Consider the following 21,486-nt stretch of genomic DNA (forward strand, 5'->3'; position numbering starts at 1 on the left):
ATTACCGCCTTGGTTGATTTTCTGCTAATGACTCAGGTACCGGCAAATTGTTAGGTGTAATCGGTTTATCACCGCCAAATTTATGCCACCGTTTTAATTGATAAACCCAAGCAAGAATTTGCGCAACAGCTGTATATAATTCGGTTGGAATGGTCTCGCCAATTTCACCATAACGATATAAAGCCCTAGCCAGTGGTGGCGCTTCTAATTGTGGAATATGATGTTGATTGCCGATCTCCCTAATTCGTAAAGCGATTTGATCGGTTCCTTTTGCCAATACTTTAGGGGCTATCATGGTTTTTTCATCATAATGTAAAGCAACCGCATAATGAGTCGGGTTGGTTACAATGACATTTGCTTTAGCGACGTCTTTCATCATGCGACGCCTTGCCATGGCTTGCTGCATCTGCCGAATACGACCTTTTATTTGAGGATTCCCCTCTTGCTCTTTAAACTCATCTTTAATTTCCTGTTTTGACATCATCAATTTTTTTAAATTACTCCAAATCTGATAAAAGATATCAAAACCGACCATCGGAATAAGTGACAACACCATGAATAATCCACAAATCAAAATAAGATCTATTGCTTTTGTTAATGCGCTATTTAAATACATTTTTGGAAGAGAAAGCAGATTTGGAAATAAGTCGAATAATAACAATGAAGCAGCTATCGTGATTAATATGACTTTTAGCATACTTTTAAATAATTCCGCTAAAATTCGGCGACTAAACATCCGCCCAAAACCAGAAATCGGATTCAACTTTTTAAAATTGGGTTTAATTGATTGCCAACTAAATAACAAGCCACCCACACAAAGCGGTGCCACAATAGCAAAGATAGCCAAGGCAAAAAACAGAGGAACAATAGCCCAAAAACCTGCAGTCATTAACTCAATCAAATTAGTCAGAATACGAGATTCATCATTTACACGAAAAGAGACCTGCATCGCTGTTTTTATTATGATGATTAACTTCTGGACTAATGCAGAACCCATTAACCAAAAAAGCATAATGCCCACCAACAAAATAATGACGGAAGTCAATTCTCGTGAACGGGGTATCTGTCCCTTCTCTTTAGCTTTTTTTAGTTTGCTATCGGTGGGGCGTTCGCTTTTATCTACATCACTTTCATTAGCCATGATAGGGGTTAATAGTATCTAACTGTCTAAATAGAAATAAAATAGTCACAGTATGTACTTAACACACTAAAGTTATTGGCTTGATTAAACGACAAATTAAGGTGTATTTAACGCGTTTACACTGAACACACCGCAATTATCATTAAACTTTTGCTCGTTTTGATGAGATTGTTTCAGTTTGTTGATAACCATTATTGGTATAAACAACCGGATTATGAATACTTTTTAAATGATCGATAGTTTGCTGAGTACGATGCATACGATTTTGAATAATCAAACCATTATCACGATTGATATTCGCTAATAACCGCGTAGTGGTTGTAATGGATTGCCATTGCTCTGCCAGTTCTGGATTTTCACTATAAGGGGAAGATAGATTGAGTTGTTTACTAATATTTATTCGTTTTTCATCTAATAATTTTAATTCAATAAGTAATTGACTCTTTTTATTGATGATTTCATTAAGTTGATTGATAGAACTGTTTTCAATAAGCACTTGTTGCTCGGTCTGCAAAATGTCTGAAAGTGTTTGTAACATGACGGTTATTTTATTTAAGATGTCATTTAATTCTAACATTTTTATTTCCTTTCAAACTTTACTAACTATTCAATATTTTCAATCATCTGTTTGATAAGTTCATCAGCTATTTTTGTGGTGTTTATCACTAATTTACCTTCAGTAATAGCCTGTTTTATGTTATCAACTTTTTCCATATCAATGTCATTATGCGTAGACTGTAAAAGCGATAAGGTATTTTGACTTAATGTCACATTAGCACTGCTGGTCAGGCTATTTTCTGTCTGCTGAGATGATCGTGGGCTTTTTTGTTGCTCATTGATAACATCACGATTAAGTAATCCTGCTATTGTCGTTACCGATTTAGTCGCTTCTATACTCATAAAATACCTTTGATCAAAAATTTAATGATTTGTTTAGTCTAATTATCGGCAAAAATAAAAAAATCATTAATTTTATTTATCGAAAATTGTCACACCTTCTTGCGTAACAATACCTTCAACAATATTGCCAGAATTAAGCTTTACACTAATATGATCATCTAAGGCGCCGTTATTAAGAGATTTACCTTTTGTTGCAATCACATACCCCTCTCCATTAATCAAGACTTTCACCATTTGACCGGCCTTGATGTGCCAATTTTGTTGCAGCATTGAAGTTCGAATTGGCTCATCAAGCTCAATGTTACGTAATGCAATATGATTAATAATATGCTGCTTATTTAAAATTACCGAATTGGCTAGAAGATCAAGTCGCCCCAATTTTGACCGTATCAGTGCATCAGTAATGATCGTTCCTGCACTTATAGGTTTATCAGCGACAAAATAACGTCCCTCAGCACTGACTTTTATTTGCAAATACTGCGTTTTATTACCACATTTAACGCCAATGGTCATCGTACCCCACTGTTTTTTATTATTCAGTAGCGTAATTTTGGGCTCATCACACATTAACTGCGGTTTAGGCGATATATAAGATATCGAAATATTATCGACAGGAACCGTTATATGTTTTGAAACTAAATCATTCACCGCTCTTTCAAATGAATCAGCCATCGCCATATTGGTCACCAATAACAGTGAAATAAGCTGTATTAATCTAATAACCTTAATCATATTTGCTTGTTTTAAAATTATTTGTAAGCCGATTTTACTGTATGAACAATTTTATTGAATGTTGAAATAAGGACAATTTTTGTTGTTATTTATACGATGAGTTTTTTTTGATTCACATAAAATTTTAAATATCAAACAAAGTGAGACGATTTTATGCTGAATAAATTAGACACCTTTATTAATTTTCATCAACAAGCATTAAATGTACGTGAAAAAAGACAAACTATCTTAGCATCAAATATTGCTAATAGTGATACACCGAATTATCAAGCGCGTGATATTGATTTTAATGCCGAATTGAAAAAAGCACTAACTCATCAGAATAGTCGCCATCACCTACAACTTAACGTAACGTCGAATCAACATATACAGATCAATGCACCTGCTATGACAAATGTAAATATGCTTTATCGTATTCCTTATCAAGCATCAGCGGACGGTAATACGGTCGAAATGGATCAAGAACGCACAGCATTTATGGATAACAGTATCCACTATCAAAGCAATTTAACTTTTTTAGGTGAACAATTTAAAAATGTAATGTCTGTATTACAGCAAGGATAATCAATATGAGTTTTTCAATTTTTGCAATTTCTGGCTCGGCCTTAATGGCACAAACTCAGCGAATGAATGTCAGCGCCAGTAATTTAGCGAATGCTGACAGCATCACCAGCACATCAGGAAAAGCATACCAAGCAAAACAAGTTATTTTTCAGGTGGATAATAACGGTGAGCAAAATAGTATTGCTGGCGTTAAAGTCGCCCAAGTGATTGAAGACCCGTCACCCATGAACTTAGTTTATGAGCCACATCATCCATTAGCCGATGAGAAAGGTTACATCCAAAAACCCAATGTCGATGTTGTTGCCGAAATGGTCAACACCATATCAGCATCACGCAGCTATCAAGCAAATGTCGAAGTCATTAATACCGCCAAAAGCCTAATGTTAAAAACATTGACATTAGGTCAATAGCAAGGAGTGATAGATGGGTGTAACAAATGTGTCTGTATCCGAATCGGTAGGCGTAAATGGTGTTCAAACCAAACAAAAAAGTACAACTGATGGCAATTCGAGTAAAGAATTACAAGATAACTTTTTAACGCTACTGATTGCCCAGATGAAGAATCAAGATCCAACCAATCCAATGGATAATAGCCAATTAACCTCGCAACTTGCTCAAATTAACACATTAGCGGGGATTGAAAGATTAAACACCACGCTAGGCATGGTGTCTGGGCAAATTGACGATAGTTTATCGGTCAATGCCAGCAACATGATTGGTAAAGGGGTAATGGTACCTGGCAATAAAATTTTAGTGGCGACCTCTGAGCTTGAAGGTACTGATAACGAAACCGAAACCATTACCACACCATTTGGTTTTGAGCTAATGCGTGATGCTGATTCAGTCATCATTACGATTTTAGATGAAAATGGTAATGTCGTACGTGAAGTCGATTTAGGTTCGATTCCTGCTGGGGTTAGCTCCTTCACTTGGGACGGTCAGTTAAACGATGGCACCACCGCACCCGATGGTAGTTATACCTTTTCGGTCAATGCCAGTTACGATGGACAAAAAGTATCCTCAACGTCACTTGGCTATTCGGTTGTCTATGGTGTGATAAACAGTAAAGTTAATAATAAAGTATTACTCGATTTAGGAATACTTGGTTCAATTAGTATTGACGAAGTACGTCAAATTCTTTAAGGGAGATGAAATTCAAATGGGATTTTCTCAAGCAATTAGCGGCATGAATGCTGCATCAAAACAATTAGACGTCATTGGTAATAATATTGCCAATTCTGCAACCGTTGGCTTTAAAAGTGCGAGTATCTCATTTGCCGACATGTATGCCGGATCAAAAGTTGGTATGGGTGTGAAAGTTGCAGCCGTCATGCAAAATTTTGGTGACGGAACAACAACCGCCACTAACAATAGTTTAGATGTTGCTATTTCTGGCAATGGTTTTTTTCGCTTAGTGGATAGTAGTGGACAAATTTATTATAGCCGTAATGGTCAATTTCAATTAGATGCCGAGCGCAACATCATTTCGGCAGATGGTTTACAACTCACTGGCTACTTAGCCACCGGCACACCGCCACAAATTGCACAAGGTGCAGCACCGGGGCCTCTTAAAATTTCGCAAGAAATGTTAAATGCTGCCGCTACAACAAAAGCATCATTACAAACTAACTTAAACTCAAATAGTACGGTACCTGAAAAACAGCCTATTAATGCACTTGATGCCGATACGTTCAACTACTCAACAACGCTGACAACTTACGATTCGCTCGGTAATCAACGTAATGTACAACTGTTTTATGTCAAAACAGCCGATAATCAATGGGATGTGCATTATCTTGACAGCAGCGACCAGAATGCAACATTACAAAAAATGGGGCAAATGGAATTTGATTCATCCGGTAAATTAATCAGTGATCCAGAAATGACCGTAAATATTAACGGTATTAATGGCTCTGCTGACAACACGTTTACACTATCACTGGCTAATAGCTCTCAGCAAAATATGGGCAAAGAAGTGGGCAGTATCAAAACACCTGTCGTTGATGGTTATGCACCGGGGGATTTAGTCGGGTACAACATCAATAATGACGGATCGATTTACGGTATCTATTCTAACCAACAAACCATGTTGTTAGGTCAAATTGCGATGGCGGATTTTGCCAATGTTAACGGACTAGAGTCAGCAGGCAATAACAATTGGCGTTCAACACTTCAATCCGGCGCTGAAGTATTAGGTATCGCAAACTCAGGCACGATGGGCGCATTGACCAGCGGTGCAGTGGAATCATCCAATGTGGATATGAGTCAAGAATTAGTCAACATGATTGTTGCCCAGCGCAATTATCAATCTAATTCACAAACCATAAAAACGCAGGATCAGATACTTAACACATTGGTTAACTTGCGTTAATTAAGGAATAAATTATGGATCGCGTTATTTATACAGCCATGTCGGCAGCAAGTCAGACTCTTCATCGGCAAGCAATAACCAGTAATAACCTAGCCAATGTTTCAACATCAGGCTTTCGTGCCCAATTAGCTGCAATGAAAGCGGTACCTATTGTTGGCAGCACTATGCCAACCCGAACAATGGTCACGGCAACCACCCCCACATTTGATGCCAGTATGGGGGCATTTAATTATACTGGTCGAGAATTAGATGTTGCTTTAGCCGAAGATAACTGGTTAGCGGTACAACTTGCCGATGGTAGTGAGGCTTATACCCGTAATGGTGCGATCCAAATTGATGAAGAAGGTACATTGCGTGTGCAAGGATACCCTTTAATGGGTGATGGCGGTGTACTAACTGTTCCGCAACAATCAAAAGTCAGTATCAGTTCAGACGGGACTTTATCAGCTTTAGGCGCAGGCGATAAACCGACCACCATAGCCCAAGTGGGTAAAATTAAAAAAGTCCAACTTAAACCCAACGAAATAACTCGCGGTGATAATGGCTTGTTTCAATTGACTGAACAGACACGCAATGCCCGTGGCGCCGTATTACCCGATAATCCCAATGCCAAATTGATGTCGGGCGTATTGGAAGGCAGTAATGTTAATCCCGTTGTCGCAATGGTTGATTTAATCAGCCATTCTCGCCATTTTGAAATGCAAATGAAAGGGATCACAACCGCTGACGAAAATGCCCAAAAAGCGAATCAAATATTATCACTGACTTAATTAGGAGTATCACCAATGATTAAATCACTCTGGATTGCCAAAACCGGTTTAACCGCACAACAAATGAATATGGATATTATTTCCAACAATCTAGCCAATGTCAGTACCAGTGGTTTTAAACGGCAAAGAGCAGTATTTGAAGATCTGCTATATCAAACTGTTCGCCAACCGGGCGCACAATCTTCAGAACAAACTACCTTACCGTCAGGCTTACAAATTGGCACAGGGGTAAGACCGGTTGCCACCGAACGAATTCACAGCCAAGGTAATTTAGAATTAACCGACAACAGTAGTGATATTGCCATTAATGGACAAGGCTTTTTCCAAGTGCTATTACCAGACGGAACCCAAGCTTATACCCGTAGTGGCGCATTTCAAGTTAACCAAAATGGACAACTCGTCACCGCCAACGGTTATGAAATTCAACCAACCATTAATATTCCCGCAAATGCGATTAAAATGACGGTCGCGCGTGATGGTATTGTCAATGTCACCCTTGCCAATCAATCCTCGCAAGTGCAAGTAGGTCAACTGACATTACACACCTTTATTAATGATGCAGGACTTGAAAGCATGGGGGAAAATCTTTACTTAGAAACCGAAAGTTCTGGTGCGCCGACTGAAAACACCCCCGGCCTAAATGGTGCAGGATTGCTATACCAAGGTTATACCGAAACATCGAATGTCAATGTTGCCGAAGAGCTGGTAAATATGATTCAAGTACAACGTGCTTATGAAATTAACAGTAAAGCGATTTCGGCATCCGATCAGATGCTACAACGATTAAATCAGTTATAAATTAATACCATGATAAACGTGATGAAATCCCTGTATATCGTGATCGCTGCGCTGTGCTTAGTGAATTGCGCACAGTTACCGAAAAAACCATTAGTCAAAGGTGAAACGAGTATCGTTCCGCAAATGCCAGAAATTGTTAACACCAGCGGGTCTATCTATCAAGCAGCACAACCAAGTAATTTTGGTTACCAACCCATGTTTGAAGATCGCCGTCCACGCAATATTGGCGATGTGCTAACCATAGTATTACAAGAAAACGTCAGTGCCAGCAAAAGCTCATCAATCAATGCCGGACGTAACAGTTCACTGAATTTAGGGGTAAAAGCTGTGCCCACTTTTTTAGATGGACTGGTTGGACGTGGAAAAGTCGAAACAGACATGTCTGGCGGTAATGATTTTAAAGGATCTGGAGGAGCAAACGCTAAAAATACCTTTAGCGGTACTATTACTGTCACCGTACAAGATGTAATGATAAACGGCAATTTAAAAGTCATTGGTGAAAAACAAATTGCGATAAATCAAGGAACGGAATTTATACGATTTTCAGGTGTAGTTAACCCTCGAACAATTAGCGGCAATAATACCGTTATCTCAACACAAGTAGCCGATGCCCGTATTGAATATGTCGGAAATGGTTACATCGATGAAGCACAAACTATGGGTTGGCTACAGCGTTTATTTCTCAATCTTTCACCGTTTTAACGAGTCTTAGCATGATAAAAAAATTACCTACTCTTATCTGTTTTATCTTAATGATGATTTTAGCGATACCTTATAGTTACGCTGAGCGCATCCGTGATCTAGTCACCATACAAGGGGTACGTGATAATGCGTTAGTAGGTTATGGCATTGTGGTGGGACTTGATGGAACAGGCGACCAAACCTCGCAAACACCGTTTACGATTCAAAGTATCACCAATATGTTATCTCAATTAGGCATTACTGTTCCAACAGGCAGCAATATGCAACTTAAAAATGTTGCCGCCGTTATGGTCACAGCAAAATTACCCGCTTATTCACGAGTAGGACAACAAATAGATGTCGTGGTATCCTCACTGGGTAATGCCAAAAGTTTACGAGGAGGCACATTAATTATGACGCCGTTAAAAGGCGCAGATAACCAAGTATATGCGATTGCTCAAGGTAATCTTTTTCTGGGCGGAATGGGCGCAAGTAGTGGCGGAAGTAGTGTAAGTGTCAATCAATTAGCTGGCGCGACAATCCCGAATGGTGCAACGATAGAACGTGAATTAGACATGCGATTAGATGAACAAGACATTATTCACCTACATCTGAATCAATTCGATTTTACTCGTGCCTTAAAAATCTCCGAAGCAATTAATAAATTACAAAAAAACACCGCAGTGGCACAAGACGGTACGACGGTGACAGTCAAAATGCCTGTTACCAGCCAAGAACGAGTTAAATTATTATCACGAATACAAAATCTTGAAATTGGTGCAACGCCGATCTCAGCCAAAGTCGTCATTAATACTCGTACTGGGGTTGTGGTCATGAATCAAAAAGTCCAGTTGGATAACTGCGCTGTCGCCCATGGTAACTTATCGGTTGTCGTCAATAATAGACTCAAAGTTAACCAACCCAATACACCTTTAGCGGGTGGGGAAACAGCGGTCACACCTGAAACACAAATTGCAGTTGAAGAGCAAGGTGGTGCATTGCAAAAAGTCACTGCAGGGGTGAATTTAAATAGTGTAATTAAATCGCTCAACTTACTGGGTGCCAATCCGACCGAATTAATGTCAATCCTTGAAGCACTTAAAAAAGCCGGTTGCTTACATGCTTCGTTAGAAACCATTTAGATATAAAAAATAGAATATGAATAATCTGATTAATCAATCTGTTCACCGTTTTGCCTATGATGTAAATGGACTAAATCAATTAAAACGCAATGTGGCAAAAGGAACTAACCAAAGCATTAAACAAGTTGCTGAACAATTTGAAACGCTATTTATTAATATGATGATGCAATCAATGCGTAAAGCAGTGCCGGACAGTGGATTATTCAATCAACCTGCAACACAACTCTTTACCTCGATGTTTGATCAGCAAATTGCTCAGCAAGCAGCAGGTAAAGGGTTGGGGCTTGCTAATATCATTACCAAGCAACTCACGCATGGCAAACCTTTGTCACCCAATGTATCATCGTCGGGCACTATTCCTATTCAACCCCAAAAATCGTCGCAACAACCTAACCTTAAACTTGCACAATCTTTATTTAGCAACGCATCAGCGACTGTTACGCCTGAAGCATTAGGACAAATGCTTTATCATAGCCATAAAATCGATAATGCTTCAAAAATAAATGCATCAGAAATCACATCGTTAAAACCTGCCGATAAAGCAAATCAAGATCATGTAACCGCATTTATCAAAGAATGGCTTATTCCTGCTCAACAAGCTTCTAAAAGTTCAGGTATACCTTACGAAGTTATCATAGCGCAAGCTGCACTAGAAACAGGTTGGGGACAAAAACTGATTAAAACCACAGATAACCAATCAAGCCATAATTACTTTGGCATCAAAGCCACGCCAACATGGCAAGGTAATGCGACCCGCTTAACAACACAAGAATTTATCAATAACCAAATGATAAAAATCCAAGATAATTTTAAAGTCTATACCAGTAAACAACATGCATTAACCGACTATATTAATCTATTAACCCAAAGCCCTCGCTATCAAGCGGTGGTCAAAGCACCCGATGCAAGAACCGCTGCCAAGGCATTACAAGCAGCCAAATACGCAACCGATCCCAACTACAGTGACAAGCTCATACAAATTATTGCGCGTATAGAACAAATTGCTCAAACACACCCCACCACCCATATAACAAGTTTTAAACCAATTATGTTTAATTGATTGACTAAAAGAACCAATCTAACGGGTAACATTTTACAATTAACAACCTTTTTTAAAACACAATATGGGTTGTTTATAAATGCAATAATCACATAGTCATAAATGCCTTATATTGTTAGTGATCACCTTGATTGCTAACAAGCTGCTCACCATGTTTAATCACTTATCTCGATAATTTTAATCAAAAAAAAGTTGCATTGTTGAAAAAAAAGACGTATTTTAACTAGACTAATTTTTATACTGATAGTGATATGATTCGGTAAAAAATTATCACTATCGAACACCAAAGGAATGCACAATGAACACAAGGAAATCGACAATAAACAAGCAAAATTTTTTAATCGACGTTTTGTCGCTTAATCACAATTTGTTCACCATTGTTAATTTTAAGCAATTGTCGATTTTAATCATGTCTGTCATTAACCATAACAGGTTACCCCTAAAACTAACCACCTTTCGCGTTTTATCAATCAATCATGTTAAAACAACCCTTTTTAAAAATTGGTTGAAAAAACTCAATAAAAATACCAATAGTCTTAAACAATCCACTCAATGGCATTACGTATTTTATCAATGGTATAGAACATCAGCTCATGGATTAAATAGTGAAAAAATCAAAATTAACAATAACAAAAAGAACTCAATTATAGTAAAAAGATTACCCAAGGAGTTAATTTATGACGGATAAAAATAGCTATGATGATGTCATTGCCACTGTTGAAGGCGTAATTGGAGTACCGGAAAAATCGACTGATGTCATGAAAACCCACGTCGTTGATGTACCTGCACCATTGCCATGTATTGTTATTTTAATTCACGGCGTTAACGATGTAGGCGAAGCATTTCCTAATTTAGATAAAGGAATTTGTGCGGGGTTAAACAAACGGTTAGGACGTAACGATTTAAAACCCAATAAATGGAAATGGACGCAAACCGACCATGAAAATTTTTCGCCCAGAATGCAAATGTTTACAGAATGGACAGAACCCAAGATAATTAAGGTGCCATTAAAACCGCGTGAGGAAAAACACAAAGGTAACTCGCCAATTATCCCTTTTTACTGGGGGTATCGACCGGTTGATATTGATAGTTATTACGCTGAACAAGAGGCGTACGAAGAACGACTAAAAAAAGATAAAAAAGCCGAACTACCCTATGATGCTTATTGGGTTGAACGTGAAACCAAAGAACTAAAAGACATGTTTGGTTTTTCCAAATTAAGCAGTGATCAATTTGGTAACTGGATCGATCACCTTTTTACCCGTAATGGTGGACCGTTTTCTGACGCCACCACCTGCATACCCGATATGTACGGTCCCGGTTTAACGTCTATGACAAATTTCGTGGCTACATTAGGGTCACCAAAAGGGTCAAAAGCTTATGAAAATCCGCACCGAATTTATATGGTATTCGCTGCTTATCGATTAGCTAAATTAATAAAAGATATTAGGGATGATGACAAATTAAAACATGCGCCAATAAATATTGTTGCCCACAGCCAAGGCACCATTATTACTATGTTAGCTAATCTTATGCTTAAAGACGAGGATTACTTACCGGCAGACTGCGTGATTATGGCTCACTCACCGTATGCGTTTGATGGCACATTTTTAGAAGGGCAATCAAAAGAACTGGGCATGGCGGTACAAACCAACAAAGCACGGGAACAAACCTTTATCAATTTTGTAGATGCTATCGAACAAGGACAGAATTTACGAAAAAAGAAATTCGACAATCCTGAAGTATTAATTGAAAAATACGTGGCATCGCCCCCAACAAAACCCGATTTACTTAATCCTGCCACGCCTGATTACGATTTTACCAATCCGCTGTATTGGCGTTACAATTTCGGTAAAGTGTATAACTACTTTAGTCCTAATGATCAGGTCGTTTCGTTAAGAAGCATTCAAGGAATGGGTTGGCAAGGCATACCTAACCACGTCTTTAAACAGTGTGGGGACAACTTAAGGCAACGCGCTTTTGGGCATGGTTTTCCGGTGGGTGAAAATCCTGATAAGTTTATTTTTTTTAGACCCAGTGGAACATTCAAGATTGATTTGCCCACATATATCGATAGAAAAGCTTTGCACAACAGATATTTAGAAATTGTTAAAGGTAATACAACTACAACGAGAGTCTTTTTAACCCAAGATGAAATTTCGCTAATTAATCAACATAATCCGGTTAAAAACGGTCGTTATCATAACGGCTATTACGATATACTCAAAAGTAAACTCATTATTCAATACAAAATAAATGACGAAGACTTAGAACGATTAAAACAAGATCAACAATCCGGGATTTATTCGCCAACAGAAACAGGGTCAGATAGTGTTTTTGATGCTAACCGATACAGTAATGCTAGCTACGCAGTAGAGGAGCAGTTAAAAGTAAATGGCGAACAAGTACCTATCCCCATTACCTACACCGGCTGTGGAAAAAGCCCTCAAACTGAGTTAGCCAAAGCAATTTATTATCATGATCTGTTTATCCAACAAGATAAATATAGACATTACGAAAATGATTATAAGAAATCGGAACATTATAAGCCTTATCCGAAATATACATTTGAATATCGGGGACCTAATCGCCCCAAAAAGTCAGTGATAGGATCGATGGTTTATAAAAACGCCATCGATAATCATCACCAATGGAAAAGAGATCGAGAAGCAGAACACCCTGAATGGAAAAACGTTGCCCACTACCGATTTACCGACGACCCTTATAAATTCGAAGTTTGGTGTTTTCCTGATGAAGACGAAATCAGACAAAGGATTTATGAAGACGTAAAAACCAAAGCATCTACACCCGTGGATAGCAGCCACCACTCTGGCATAACCCTACACGAACAGGTACCATCGCATATTATGGCGTATGACCTTGCCCTTGGCGAAGTTAGTATTGCAAGTAAAGCCAATCAGCGAACTTGGCATCGGCTAATTAATAATGCCGACTGGCGGTCGCGTCAAAATGAAGAGAAAGAAACAATAATCTATCAAATTTCGGGTATTTTACCTGATGGAATTAAGAAGAGTATGAATCTTTTAAAAGGCACTGTACCTAATAGCGTAGTGAATGAATTTAGGTTTGTTTTTTCGTTAGAAGGGACTTACTCGCTAATGAAAGATGCTGTCACCAGCTCACGAACTAAAATCCCTGATATTGCTAGAAAACACTACCCATATATGTTTGATAAAGATATACAATGGCCAATGCCTGAACCTATCACCAAAAGGAGAAATAAATGATTATTTTAGCAATATTGCTAACCTTAATTGGAGGAATAAGCTTTTCTTGGTTATTCATTAAGCGACATCATTTGGGCTGGCAAGTACTCAGCTATCTTATCTATATTTTTAGCATACTCGCTATTTCACCCATTACCGATTTGCAAGAGCAAAAATATGTTTGGCCTTCGCAAATTGTCTATCGGTTTGACGAAAACCGTTATCTGTTATTAACCGGCTACCGTTGTAATGGACAAGTCTATTTTATTGATGATAAAGAGCAAGTCTATTATCGTTTAGCGGCTCACTCACAACGAATTTATACCGAACCCTATCGTCACCCCGCTAAAAACTATATTTCTGTTCCTTTATCAGATCTGTCTGCTATTGATATTTCTATTGACGGTGGGCGTTCCTTTAGAAGCATTCATTTAGCGAATAGGTACTGGTTAGGCAATCATGATTCTCCCCAATACGATGTGGTCAATGACCAAGCCTTTATTTTAGCTAAAGATGGCAATTTACATGCCTCGGAACGCCCTTTTGGCACGAAAGCGCCACATATGTTATCTAAATGGGATCAACATAAAAAAATATTAGGTCGCAGTCAAATCATTCCCGACACCATTCCCCCGATTCCCGATGATTACACCGGATGGGACAAAATGCAGTGCGATTTTGATGCCGATGACGTTAAATTACCCAATAATCTGTCTTTATTGACGGTCTTTCAACAATGGCTAGGTACTGCCAAATCAGGAACTTATCAATGAAACAGACATTCGTTAAATTATGTATTATGTTATTTGCTGTGCCAGTTGTACTGATTGGTATTTTATCAATCATTGCCCCTTTTCCAAGTTCAGAGCCAATGCCACTGCGACCACCTAAACCCGAACCGCGCGACGGGTATCAACTTTTTTATAGCATTGCCCGAAACGATGAAGTGCTGGATAATTCATTCTATTATGTCAGCACCAAACGGCAGGTGATTTACCGCTATGATGCTGACCGCTACCTTGAACTGCAAGGCGAAAATTGCAGTGGGCATATTTGGTTTCATGACGATAAAAATAATATTCACACCTTAATTCAAAAACGGTTTTATACCGCCTATGACTTACCTAAATATCACTATTACAACCCCGGTAAGCAGTATATTGCCATTCCTACTCAAAATTTAACCGATTTTGCCATGTCCGTTGATGGTGGGCGGCATTTTATTATTGCCAGAGTATCCCCCATGGCAGCGGTACCCGGTGATGAAGTGGATTTCTTTATTGGTGTGGATGATTCGCCTATTCAAGGAATTTATAGCAAATCGGGAAACAGAAACACGCCTATTACGATTTCGGGCAATACCGGCTATTTTGTGTTAAAAAACGGCGAAGTAATATTTGGTGCATCCTATGATTATCAGTATATTAATTATGGGCAAGGTTTAAGATATAACCAATTTTATTATCCTTCCGCCGCTTTTTCTGATGAACGGATTAGAGACGGCTCTAATTTTGGTGCCTATGATACACTTATTGACAATCAAGAATATAAAAATCGGGTTGAGTCAATTAAACATATCCAGCCCGAACCTTACCAAGGGTGGGATAAAATTCGTTGCGAAGTCGGGGCGGAAAAATAGTCATGTTAAGTATTGCCCTTATGTCCCCCCTTACAGGGGGCAGGATTTTTGCTAACACCCTGTTTAAACCACGTCTTAAACTTGTGCAAGCAACACGTATTGGCTGTTGTTATTGGGCTATAAACAATTTTACCGGTGAATAATCAATGCAGTGCCATTTTGATGCCGATGACGTTAAATTACCCAATAATCTGTCTTTATTGACGGTCTTTCAACAATGGCTAGGTACTGCCAAATCAGGAACTTTTCAATGAAACAGACACTCGTTAAATTATGTATTTTGTTATTTGCTGTGCCAGTTGTACTGATTGGTATTTTATCAATCATTGCCCCTTTTCCAAGTTCAGAGCCAATGCCACTGCGGCCACCTAAACCCGAACCGCGCGACGGGTATCAACTTTTTTATAGCATTGCCCGAAACGATGAAGTGCTGGATGATTCATTCTATTATGTCAGCACCAAACGGCAAGTGATTTACCGCTATGATGCTGACCGCTATCTTGAACTACAAGGCGAAAATTGCAGTGGGCATATTTGGTTTCATGACGATAAAAATAATATTCACACCTTAATTCAAAAACGGTTTTATACCGCCTATGACTTACCTAAATATCACTATTACAATCCCGGCAAGCAGTATATTGCCATTCCCACTCAAAATTTAACCGACTTTGCCGTTTCGGTTGATGGCGGGCAGCATTTTATTATTGCCGTGGTATCCCCCATGGCAGCGGTACCCGGTGATGAAGTCGATTTTTTTATTGGTGTGGATGATTCGCCTATTCAAGGAATTTATGACAAACCAAGAAAATATAATACTCCCATTCCCATTTCGGGCAATACCGGCTATTTTGTGTTAAAAAACGGCGAGGTAATATTTGGTGCATCCTATGATTATCAGTATATTAATTATGGACAAGGTTTAAGATATAACCAATTTTATTATCCTTCCGCCGCTTTTTCTGATGAACGGATTAGAGATGGATCAAAGTTTGGTGCTTATAAAAGACTTCTAGATAATCAGGAATATAAAAATCGGGTTGAGTCAATTAAACATATCCAACCCGAACCTTACCAAGGGTGGGATAAAATTCGTTGCGAAGTCGGGGCGGAAAAATAGTCATGTTAAGTATTGCCCTTATGTCCCCCCTTACAGGGGGCAGGATTTTTGCTTGGTTATTAGCATCATTTTTGGATAATGACCAACATTTCTTAATCGCTTATCTCGATAATTTTAATCAAAAAAAGTTGCATTGTTGAAAAAAAAAACGTATTTTAGTTAGGCTAATTTTCATACCAATAATAAGTTTTTTATTCGGTAAAAAATTGTCACTATTAACACCAAAGGAATGCACAATGAACACAAGGGAATCGACAATAAACAAGCAAAATTTTTTAATCGATATTTTGTCGCTTAATGATCATCTCTTCACCCTTGTTAACGTTAATCAATTGTCGATATCATGCCTTTCTGTCATTAATCGTGACAGGTTATACCTAAAACTCACCTTCTTTAACGCTTTATTAATCAATCAATTTATAGTAACCCACTTTAAAAATTGGCTGAAAACCACCAATAGCGATACCAATAATTTCAAACAATCAATCTAATGGCATTGAGCATTTAGTAAATAGTATAGAAAAAAAGCGTATGGATGAAACAGTAAAATAGCAAAACTAACAATAACAAAATGAAAACAATTATAGAAAAGATTACTCAAGGATTTAATTTATGATGGATAAAAATAATGCTGATGAAGCCGTTGCCTCGATTGAGGGCATAATTGGTGTACCTGAACAATCAACTGATGTCATGAAAACCTGCGTCGTTGATGTACCTGCGCCACTGCCATGTATTGTTATTTTAATTCATGGTGTTAACGATGTAGGCGAAGCATTCCCCAATTTAGATAAAGGCATTTGTGCGGGATTAAACAAACGGTTAGGACGTAACGATTTGAAACCCAATAAATGGGAATGGACACAAACCGACGATGAAAATTTTTCGCCCAGAATGCAAATGTTTACAGAATGGACAGAATCCAAGATAACTAAGCCGCCGTTAAAACCGAGTGAAGTAAAACATAAGGGTAACTCACCTGTTATACCTTTTTATTGGGGGTATCGACCGGTTGATATCGATACTTATTACGCTGAACAAAAAGCGTATGAAGAACGATTAAAAAAAGAAAAAAAAGCCGAACTACCCTATGATGCTTATTGGATTGAACGTGAAACCAAAGAACTGAAAGACATGTATGGGTTTTCTAAATTAAATCATGACAATTTTGGCAACTGGATCGATAACCTGTTTACGCGCAATGGGGGACCGTTTTCTGACGCCACCACTTGTATACCCGATATGTATGGTCCTGGTTTTACATCGTTTTCTAATTATATTGCCCAATTAGGGTCAGAAACGGGTTCAAAAGCGTATTATAATCCGCACCGGATTTATATGGTTTTTGCTGCCCACCGCTTAGCCAAGCTAATCAAAAGTATTCGAGATAATGACAGGTTTAAACATGCGCCAATTAATATTGTTGCCCACAGCCAAGGTACCATTATTACCATGTTAGCCAATCTGATGTTAAAGGAACAAAAGCTTTTACCGGCAGACTGCGTGATTATGGCTCACTCACCATATGCCTTTAATTACACATATTTTGAAGGACAATCAAAAGAACTGGGCATGGGGGTACAAACCAACAAAGCACGGGAACAGACCTTTATCAATTTTGTGAATGCTATCAAAAAAGGACAGAATTTACGGAAAAAGAAATTTGACGATCCTAATGTGTTAATCGAAAAAGGGGTAGCATCGACCCCAACAAAACCCGATTTACTCAATCCTGATACGCCTTATTACGATTTTACTGATCCGCTGTATGGGCGTGACAATTTTGGCAAAGTGTATAACTATTTTAGCCCTAACGATCAAGTCGTGTCGCTGCGCAGTGTCCAAGGCATGGGGTGGCGCGGCATTCCCAATAAAATATTTGAGCAGTGCGGTGACAACTTAAAACAGCGGGTATTTAGCCACCGCATTAAAGTGGGCGAAGATCCCAGTAAGTTAGTTTGTTTTGAATCCAACGGCACATTTGTCTATGATTTTCCAAAATATTTAGATAGAGAACCCCTCAATCAGCGCTATACGGATACTTATAACCAATATAAAAACGAATTTGATGTCGACGTGGTGACGATCTATGTTGGTCTTACCGATGACGAACTGGCATTAGTCAATCAACACGACAAGATCGAAAATGGTCGCTTTATCCGAGGTAACTGGGATAAAACAACGGATAAAATCATGTTATTTTATCAACTTGATGAAGAAATCTTATTACAGTTAAAGCAAGATAAGCAAAATAACGTTTATTCGCCATTTGAAACAGGATCATTAGGAAATGCTACATTTAATACAACAGAAAAAATCATTATTAATGGCGAACAAGTACCCGAACCCATAATTTATACCGGTTGTGGAAAAAGCCCTCAAACTGAGTTAGCCAAGGCAATTTATTGTCATGATCTGTTTATAAAAAAAGATAAATATGGTCATTACAAAAGTGATTATATGAAATCAGAACTTTATAAGCCTTACCCGAAATATGAATTTTATTATCGGGGGCCGGATCGCCCCAAAAAGTCATGGATAGGATCGGCAATATATAACAATGCTATCGATGGCCATTACCAATGGCGAAAAGATCGAGAAGCAGAACACCCCGAATGGAAAAACGTTGCCCACTTCCGATTTACCGACGATCCTTATAAGTTCGAAGTGTGGTGTTTTCCTGATGAAGACGAAATCAGACAAGGGGTTTATAAAGATGTGCAAACCAGAGCATCTGAACCCGTGGATAGCAGCCACCACTCTGGCATTACCCTACACAAACAGGTTCCGTCGCATATTATGGCGTATGATTTAGCCTTAGGTGAAGTCAACACCGCCAGTATGGCAAGCAAGCGTGAATGGCAACGCTTAATTGACGATGCCGACTGGCGATCGCCACTCAATATGGATAAAGACACGTTAAATTACCAAAGATACGGTATTTTACCTGATCAAATTAAGAAGAGTATGAATCTTTTACAAGGAAAAGTACCTCAAGACGTTGTCAATGAGTATGAGAATGTAAAAACCATTGGTAGAATGATATTAGTCAATGGCAGCAGTGGGGCAGCCAGCCTTATCCCTAATCCGATGGTTAAAGGGGTAGTTAAAACTGCAATTAGAGTGTTAGATAACAAAATTTGTGAGTTTTTTATAGATCCTGAATTACAGTGGCCACAACCTGTGCCTGACACAAAAAAGGAGCGTTAATATGATCGTCATAGCCTTTATTTGTACCCTTATAGGGGGCATTATTTTTGTTATTACCCTATTTAAACCACGTCATAAACTGGTACAAGCAGCAAGTTATCTGCTGTTTTTATTAGGCGTGTGGGCGGTTTCGCCAGTCAATAATTTACGCCAGCCCAAAGTTGTCAGTCCGTCACAAGTTGTCTATCGATTTGACGAAAACCGTTATCTGCTATTAACCGGTTACCGCTGTCAAGGTCAAGTCTATTTTATTGACGATAAAGAACAGGTTTATTACCAATTAGCGGCTCACTCACAACGAGTTTACACCGAACCTTATCGGCATCCCGCTAAAAACTATATTTCTGTTCCTTTAGCTGATCTGTCTGCTATTGATACTTCTATTGATGGTGGGCGTTCATTTAAAAGCATCGAGTTAGGTATTGGAAACTATTTGGGTGATCATGATTCTCCTCAATATGATGTGGTCAATGACCGGGCCTTTATTTTAGCTAAAGATGGTACATTGTTTGCATCAGAACAGCCATTTGGTTACAGAGGATGGGATATGCTAACTAAACGAAATCAAAAAAATAAAATAATAGGTCGCAGTCAAATCATTCCCGACACTATTCCCCCTATTCCTGATGACTACACTGGCTGGGACAAAATGCAATGTGATTACGATGCCGAAGACACTGTTCTGCCCGACAACCACCCCTTGTTAGAAGTCTTTCAACAATGGTTAGGCACCGCCAATTAAGGAATAAACGGATGAAAAAAAAATTAATAACATTATTTATTACGCTGGTTGTGATACCGGTCGGCTCGGTGGTCATTTTGTCGGATATTGCCCCGTTTCCCCCGACCGAACCCATGCCACTTATGCCGCCTAAGCCCGAACCACGCGACGGGTATCAACTTTTTTATAGCTTTGCCCGAAACGGTGATGTACTGAAAAAATCATTCTATTATGTCAGCACCAAACGGCAGGTGATTTACCGCTATGATGCTGACCGCTACCTTGAACTGCAAGGCGAAAATTGCAGTGGGCATATTTGGTTTCATGACGATAAAAATAATATTCATACCTTAATTCAAAAACGGTTTTATACCGCCTATGACTTACCTAAATATCACTATTACAACCCCGGTAAGCAGTATATTGCCATTCCTACTCAAAATTTAACCGATTTTGCCATGTCCGTTGATGGTGGGCGGCATTTTATTACGGCCGAAGTATCGCCCATGGCAGCGGTACCCGGTGATGAAGTCGATTTTTTTATTGGTGTGGATGATTCACCAATTCAAGGAATTTATAGCGAACCAGGAAAAAGAAACGCACCTATTACGATTTCAGGCAATACCGGCTATTTTGTGTTAAAAAATGGCGAGGTAATATTTGGGGCATCCTATAACTATGATGATATTGATTATGGACAAGGATTAAAAATGTACCCCGTCTATTACCCTTCCGCAGCTTTTTCTGATGAACGAATTAGAGATGGCTCTAATTTTGGTGCCTATGATAGGCTTATTGATAATCAGGAATATAAAAATCGGGTTGAGTCAATTAAACATATCCAACCCGAACCTTATCAAGGGTGGGATAAAATTCGTTGCGAAGTCGGGGCGGAAAAATAATCATGTTAATCGTTGCCCTTATCTGTACCCTTATAGGGGGCATTATTTTTGTTATTACCCTATTTAAACCACGTCATAAACTGGTACAAGCAGCAAGTTATCTGCTGTTTTTATTAGGCGTGTGGGCGGTTTCACCGGTGAATAATTTACGCCAGCCCAAAGTTGTCAGTCCGTCACAAGTTGTCTATCGATTTGACGAAAACCGCTATCTGCTATTAACCGGTTACCGCTGTCAAGGTCAAGTCTATTTTATTGACGATAAAGAACAGGTTTATTACCAATTAGCGGCTCACTCACAACGAGTTTACACCGAACCTTATCGGCATCCCGCTAAAAACTATATTTCTGTTCCTTTAGCAGATCTGTCTGCTATTGATACTTCTATTGATGGTGGGCGTTCCTTTAGAAGCATCCATTTAGCGGATGGGTATTGGCTAGGCGATCATGATTCTCCCCAATACGATGTAGTTAATGACCAAGCCTTTATTTTAGCTAAAGATGGCAATTT

The 21,486-nt window shown here is 38.7% G+C and carries 21 protein-coding genes and 1 pseudogene; 18 read left to right on the forward strand and 4 right to left on the reverse strand.

Features of this window, described 5'->3' with window-relative positions; all coding sequences use genetic code 11:
• Position 1: 1 nt before the first annotated feature.
• From flhB to flgA, 4 genes are all read right to left on the reverse strand, one after another.
• Complete coding sequence (gene flhB / locus ACGH47_RS08675; RefSeq protein ID WP_411623224.1) at positions 2-1,141, reverse strand: flagellar biosynthesis protein FlhB; 1,140 nt, start codon at positions 1,139-1,141, stop codon at positions 2-4.
• Between the two features lie 142 nt (positions 1,142-1,283).
• On the reverse strand, positions 1,284-1,718 hold the full coding sequence (locus ACGH47_RS08680; RefSeq protein WP_294827565.1) for a flagella synthesis protein FlgN: 435 nt from the start codon (positions 1,716-1,718) through the stop codon (positions 1,284-1,286).
• 26 nt (positions 1,719-1,744) lie between these two features.
• The gene (gene flgM / locus ACGH47_RS08685) at positions 1,745-2,041 is read right to left on the reverse strand and encodes a flagellar biosynthesis anti-sigma factor FlgM (protein ID WP_220216098.1); all 297 of its coding nucleotides are present in this window, start codon (positions 2,039-2,041) and stop codon (positions 1,745-1,747) included.
• A gap of 72 nt (positions 2,042-2,113) precedes the next feature.
• Positions 2,114-2,773 carry a flagellar basal body P-ring formation chaperone FlgA gene (gene flgA, locus ACGH47_RS08690; protein WP_267349918.1) on the reverse strand — a complete coding sequence of 220 codons (660 nt, stop codon included), beginning with the start codon at positions 2,771-2,773 and terminating at the stop codon, positions 2,114-2,116.
• A 153-nt stretch (positions 2,774-2,926) separates the two neighbouring features.
• Here flgA and flgB point away from each other — a divergent pair, with 153 nt between their 5' ends.
• The 18 genes and pseudogenes from flgB to ACGH47_RS08780 all read left to right on the forward strand — a co-directional run.
• Entirely contained in the window at positions 2,927-3,337 is a 411-nt protein-coding gene (gene flgB, locus ACGH47_RS08695; protein WP_267349920.1) for a flagellar basal body rod protein FlgB, read from the forward strand.
• A 5-nt stretch (positions 3,338-3,342) separates the two neighbouring features.
• Positions 3,343-3,747 (forward strand): flagellar basal body rod protein FlgC, encoded by a 405-nt coding sequence (gene flgC, locus ACGH47_RS08700; protein WP_220216101.1) that lies wholly within the window; start codon positions 3,343-3,345, stop codon positions 3,745-3,747.
• Positions 3,748-3,760: 13 nt separating this feature from the next.
• Complete coding sequence (locus tag ACGH47_RS08705) at positions 3,761-4,480, forward strand: flagellar hook assembly protein FlgD (RefSeq protein ID WP_220216102.1); 720 nt, start codon at positions 3,761-3,763, stop codon at positions 4,478-4,480.
• 16 nt (positions 4,481-4,496) lie between these two features.
• Positions 4,497-5,708 (forward strand): flagellar hook protein FlgE, encoded by a 1,212-nt coding sequence (gene flgE / locus ACGH47_RS08710; RefSeq protein WP_411623225.1) that lies wholly within the window; start codon positions 4,497-4,499, stop codon positions 5,706-5,708.
• A gap of 14 nt (positions 5,709-5,722) precedes the next feature.
• On the forward strand, positions 5,723-6,478 hold the full coding sequence (locus ACGH47_RS08715; protein WP_267378595.1) for a flagellar basal body rod protein FlgF: 756 nt from the start codon (positions 5,723-5,725) through the stop codon (positions 6,476-6,478).
• A 15-nt stretch (positions 6,479-6,493) separates the two neighbouring features.
• Positions 6,494-7,276, forward strand: coding sequence for a flagellar basal-body rod protein FlgG (flgG, locus tag ACGH47_RS08720; protein WP_267361001.1), 783 nt, complete (start codon positions 6,494-6,496; stop codon positions 7,274-7,276).
• 21 nt (positions 7,277-7,297) lie between these two features.
• Positions 7,298-7,978, forward strand: a complete 681-nt coding sequence (locus ACGH47_RS08725; RefSeq protein ID WP_267349928.1) for a flagellar basal body L-ring protein FlgH — start codon at positions 7,298-7,300, stop codon at positions 7,976-7,978.
• A gap of 11 nt (positions 7,979-7,989) precedes the next feature.
• Positions 7,990-9,099 carry a flagellar basal body P-ring protein FlgI gene (locus ACGH47_RS08730; protein ID WP_267360999.1) on the forward strand — a complete coding sequence of 370 codons (1,110 nt, stop codon included), beginning with the start codon at positions 7,990-7,992 and terminating at the stop codon, positions 9,097-9,099.
• Between the two features lie 16 nt (positions 9,100-9,115).
• Positions 9,116-10,159 (forward strand): flagellar assembly peptidoglycan hydrolase FlgJ, encoded by a 1,044-nt coding sequence (flgJ, locus tag ACGH47_RS08735; protein WP_411623226.1) that lies wholly within the window; start codon positions 9,116-9,118, stop codon positions 10,157-10,159.
• Positions 10,160-10,836: 677 nt separating this feature from the next.
• Positions 10,837-13,407, forward strand: a complete 2,571-nt coding sequence (locus ACGH47_RS08740; protein WP_411623227.1) for a hypothetical protein — start codon at positions 10,837-10,839, stop codon at positions 13,405-13,407.
• A complete protein-coding gene (locus ACGH47_RS08745) occupies positions 13,404-14,159 on the forward strand; it encodes a hypothetical protein (protein ID WP_411623228.1) in 756 nt (251 codons plus the stop codon). Before ACGH47_RS08740 ends, ACGH47_RS08745 begins: the two co-directional genes overlap by 4 nt.
• The gene (locus ACGH47_RS08750; protein ID WP_411623229.1) at positions 14,156-15,025 is read left to right on the forward strand and encodes a hypothetical protein; all 870 of its coding nucleotides are present in this window, start codon (positions 14,156-14,158) and stop codon (positions 15,023-15,025) included. Before ACGH47_RS08745 ends, ACGH47_RS08750 begins: the two co-directional genes overlap by 4 nt.
• Positions 15,026-15,275: 250 nt before the next feature.
• The gene (locus ACGH47_RS08755) at positions 15,276-16,145 is read left to right on the forward strand and encodes a hypothetical protein (protein WP_411623230.1); all 870 of its coding nucleotides are present in this window, start codon (positions 15,276-15,278) and stop codon (positions 16,143-16,145) included.
• Between the two features lie 236 nt (positions 16,146-16,381).
• On the forward strand, positions 16,382-16,636 hold the full coding sequence (locus ACGH47_RS08760; protein WP_411623231.1) for a hypothetical protein: 255 nt from the start codon (positions 16,382-16,384) through the stop codon (positions 16,634-16,636).
• A 121-nt stretch (positions 16,637-16,757) separates the two neighbouring features.
• Positions 16,758-19,355, forward strand: coding sequence for a hypothetical protein (locus ACGH47_RS08765; RefSeq protein ID WP_411623232.1), 2,598 nt, complete (start codon positions 16,758-16,760; stop codon positions 19,353-19,355).
• Position 19,356: 1 nt separating this feature from the next.
• The gene (locus tag ACGH47_RS08770; RefSeq protein WP_411623233.1) at positions 19,357-20,097 is read left to right on the forward strand and encodes a hypothetical protein; all 741 of its coding nucleotides are present in this window, start codon (positions 19,357-19,359) and stop codon (positions 20,095-20,097) included.
• A gap of 11 nt (positions 20,098-20,108) precedes the next feature.
• A complete protein-coding gene (locus ACGH47_RS08775) occupies positions 20,109-20,978 on the forward strand; it encodes a hypothetical protein (RefSeq protein WP_411623234.1) in 870 nt (289 codons plus the stop codon).
• A 2-nt stretch (positions 20,979-20,980) separates the two neighbouring features.
• Positions 20,981-21,486, forward strand: a pseudogene (locus ACGH47_RS08780) (hypothetical protein); the annotation flags it as partial.

The organism is Gilliamella sp. CG16 (assembly GCF_046635785.1).
In the GTDB taxonomy this organism is placed as follows: Bacteria; Pseudomonadota; Gammaproteobacteria; order Enterobacterales; family Orbaceae; genus Gilliamella; species Gilliamella apicola_I.

Coding starts and splice junctions, on each gene's coding strand:
- flhB (WP_411623224.1), bottom strand. CDS start 1,141: ATGGCTAATGAAAGTGATGTAGATAAAAGCGAACGCCCCACCGATAGC.
- ACGH47_RS08680 (WP_294827565.1), bottom strand. CDS start 1,718: ATGTTAGAATTAAATGACATCTTAAATAAAATAACCGTCATGTTACAA.
- flgM (WP_220216098.1), bottom strand. CDS start 2,041: ATGAGTATAGAAGCGACTAAATCGGTAACGACAATAGCAGGATTACTT.
- flgA (WP_267349918.1), bottom strand. CDS start 2,773: ATGATTAAGGTTATTAGATTAATACAGCTTATTTCACTGTTATTGGTG.
- flgB (WP_267349920.1), top strand. CDS start 2,927: ATGCTGAATAAATTAGACACCTTTATTAATTTTCATCAACAAGCATTA.
- flgC (WP_220216101.1), top strand. CDS start 3,343: ATGAGTTTTTCAATTTTTGCAATTTCTGGCTCGGCCTTAATGGCACAA.
- ACGH47_RS08705 (WP_220216102.1), top strand. CDS start 3,761: ATGGGTGTAACAAATGTGTCTGTATCCGAATCGGTAGGCGTAAATGGT.
- flgE (WP_411623225.1), top strand. CDS start 4,497: ATGGGATTTTCTCAAGCAATTAGCGGCATGAATGCTGCATCAAAACAA.
- ACGH47_RS08715 (WP_267378595.1), top strand. CDS start 5,723: ATGGATCGCGTTATTTATACAGCCATGTCGGCAGCAAGTCAGACTCTT.
- flgG (WP_267361001.1), top strand. CDS start 6,494: ATGATTAAATCACTCTGGATTGCCAAAACCGGTTTAACCGCACAACAA.
- ACGH47_RS08725 (WP_267349928.1), top strand. CDS start 7,298: ATGAAATCCCTGTATATCGTGATCGCTGCGCTGTGCTTAGTGAATTGC.
- ACGH47_RS08730 (WP_267360999.1), top strand. CDS start 7,990: ATGATAAAAAAATTACCTACTCTTATCTGTTTTATCTTAATGATGATT.
- flgJ (WP_411623226.1), top strand. CDS start 9,116: ATGAATAATCTGATTAATCAATCTGTTCACCGTTTTGCCTATGATGTA.
- ACGH47_RS08740 (WP_411623227.1), top strand. CDS start 10,837: ATGACGGATAAAAATAGCTATGATGATGTCATTGCCACTGTTGAAGGC.
- ACGH47_RS08745 (WP_411623228.1), top strand. CDS start 13,404: ATGATTATTTTAGCAATATTGCTAACCTTAATTGGAGGAATAAGCTTT.
- ACGH47_RS08750 (WP_411623229.1), top strand. CDS start 14,156: ATGAAACAGACATTCGTTAAATTATGTATTATGTTATTTGCTGTGCCA.
- ACGH47_RS08755 (WP_411623230.1), top strand. CDS start 15,276: ATGAAACAGACACTCGTTAAATTATGTATTTTGTTATTTGCTGTGCCA.
- ACGH47_RS08760 (WP_411623231.1), top strand. CDS start 16,382: ATGAACACAAGGGAATCGACAATAAACAAGCAAAATTTTTTAATCGAT.
- ACGH47_RS08765 (WP_411623232.1), top strand. CDS start 16,758: ATGATGGATAAAAATAATGCTGATGAAGCCGTTGCCTCGATTGAGGGC.
- ACGH47_RS08770 (WP_411623233.1), top strand. CDS start 19,357: ATGATCGTCATAGCCTTTATTTGTACCCTTATAGGGGGCATTATTTTT.
- ACGH47_RS08775 (WP_411623234.1), top strand. CDS start 20,109: ATGAAAAAAAAATTAATAACATTATTTATTACGCTGGTTGTGATACCG.